General features: G+C 57.9%; 1 protein-coding gene and 1 pseudogene. Both read left to right on the top strand.

What is annotated here, in order from left to right:
* Positions 1 to 650, top strand: a pseudogene (locus P0D80_RS49800) (error-prone DNA polymerase); the annotation flags it as partial.
* Between the two features lie 176 nt (positions 651 to 826).
* Positions 827 to 2,020: tyrosine-type recombinase/integrase (locus P0D80_RS49795; protein WP_408296018.1), on the top strand; the 1,194-nt coding region annotated here is incomplete at its 3' end.

Raw genomic sequence — 2,020 nt, 5'->3', positions numbered from 1 at the left:
AACTGTCATTGATCGGCGACCTGAAGTACGAGCCGTATTTCCTGACGGTCTACGACATCGTCCGCTTCGCGCGCAACGAAGGCATCCTGTGTCAGGGGCGCGGCTCGGCAGCGAACTCCGCTGTTTGCTACTGCCTAGGAGTCACCGAGGTGGATCCGGCGCGCAGTAGCATGCTGTTCGAGCGTTTCATCTCAAAAGAGCGGGCAGAGCCGCCTGACATCGACGTGGACTTCGAGCACCAGCGCAGGGAATAGGTCATCCAGTACATCTACCGGAAGTACACCCGTACGCGCGCCGCTCTGGCGGCAGCCGTGACGACCTACCGCCCGCGCTCGGCAATCCGCGATTCGGGCAAGGCGCTCGGCATCGACCCCGTCATCGTTGATCGGGTCGCGAAGGAACATCACTGGTTTGATTCGAGCGCGGACCTGATCCGGCGATTCGTGGATAGCGGCCTCGATCCAGAAACGCCGATGATCCAGCAGTGGGCGACGCTCGCCGCGCAACTGCTGGGCTTCCCGCGTCATCTGTCGCAGCACACGGGCGGCTTTGTGATCGCGCGCGGCAAGCTCTCGCGGCTCGTGCCGGTGGAAAACGCATCGATGCCGGATCGCACAGTCATCCAGTGGGACAAGGACAACCGCGAGTCGCATCCTATGGACGCGCAACCTTTGCGCACTACACTATGGACATTGGTTTCCAGAACAACAACCTACAGAAGAAGATTTTGGCATGAAGCGGCTGCACCCTAGAACTCTGAATAATCCATTTGACCAAAAGCTGGTGTTTCGCCATGGCGCGTCTTGAGTACATTAGATTTACGCCCATGCGTGAGTCCATCGAAGACGGCGTTGCCGAATGGACACCCGATCAGATCGGCTCTCCCATTCCGAACCTGCCGCAGATCTTCTGGTCGACAGGTGACAGCTGGGTAGAGGCCAACCTTTGGGCCTTGGACCGTGCGACAAGCACAACAGGCTCTGACATTAAAACCGTGTCCGCACTGATGAAGCACCTGAGTGCCTATGCGGACTGGCTCGAAGCCGAGGGCATCGACTGGCGCCATTTCCCCAATAGGATGGCAGACCGGTGCCTGGTTCGCTATCGAGGAAGCCTGATTAGGCAGCGAGATTCAGGTTTTTTGAAGCCCAGCACGGTCACTTCGAGGATGCGAGCCGTCATCCAGTTTTACCGTTACGCGCAGGTGCACGGCTTCGTGAGCCGACGTGCTCCTATGTGGAACGATCGGATAGCAGTCGTCCATTACTTCGATGCTGTCGGGTTTGAGCGCACGTTGATGCGTGTCTCCTCTGATCTGGCCATTCCCAATCGTGCGCGGCCCGGCCTATTGCTGGAGGACGGACTTACATCTCTGCGAGGTGAGCACGTGAGAGATTTGATGGAGTTCACAGCTTCGGAGCGCCTCGACGAGATCCACCTGATGCTGTCGCTAGGTTTCTTCACTGGTGCGCGCATTGGCACGATCACAACGCTGCGCGTCGAGAGTTTTGAGGATGCGATGCCAGATCCGTCAATGACTGACTTTTACCGTATTCCAGTCGGTCCAGGTACGGGCGTGAGCACGAAGTTTGGCGTTTCAGGCGATTTACTGGTGCCCGGGTTTTTGACCGAGGCGCTTCGTCGATACGCGTACTCCATGGATCGCCTGACCAGGCAGGCGAAGGCCCGAGACGAGTATCGCAACCTGCTGTTTTTGACCTCTCGCGGCAATCCCTACCAGCCCGAAACATTCAACCGTCTCATGACTGATCTTCGTCGTCGGGCCGTACGGCATGGGTTGCGCTTCATGTTGACTTTCAAGTTTCACCAGACGCGATGCACCTACGGTACCTGGCTGATGGAGCTGGCGTTGCGTGTTGCCGGAGAGGCTGCGGCTATAGCGTTTGTTCGGGACGCGATGTTGCACAAAGACGAAGCGGTGACGCTTCGCTATGTGAGATTTCTTCAGCAAGCCCCGGTCAAAGCTGCCCTATCGAACGAATTTACCGCCGCTTTCTCG

Origin of the sequence: Paraburkholderia sp. RL17-373-BIF-A (assembly GCF_046030175.1) — a bacterium.
Lineage (GTDB): Bacteria > Pseudomonadota > Gammaproteobacteria > Burkholderiales > Burkholderiaceae > Paraburkholderia.
Note: the sequence above shows the minus strand (reverse complement) of the source record. Positions and strands in the feature narration are given on the sequence as shown.